At 53.6% G+C, this 211-nt stretch carries 1 pseudogene; it reads right to left on the reverse strand.

Annotated features, from left to right (window positions below):
* Positions 1–211 (reverse strand): annotated as a pseudogene (locus CWB76_RS19725) (manganese-dependent inorganic pyrophosphatase); the annotation flags it as partial.

Genomic DNA, 211 nt, shown 5'->3' on the forward strand with positions numbered 1-211 from the left:
TTAATACTGGTGTTTGAACCACCAACAGGGCGGATCCAGCTCTCAAGCGGAGGAGAAGAGGGGACCTCACCTAGCTGGGGATGATCTACCACGCCAACAACGCGAGCCGGATCAATATCGTCAGGCGCGTGGGTTTTTTCTGTGGGGGCTACAATATAGACGGCTTCGCCAGCGTAGCTAAGTTTTAGCGCAGGTGCTTCAAACCCGAATT

Source organism: Pseudoalteromonas sp. S1609 (genome assembly GCF_005887255.1).
GTDB lineage: Bacteria > Pseudomonadota > Gammaproteobacteria > Enterobacterales > Alteromonadaceae > Pseudoalteromonas.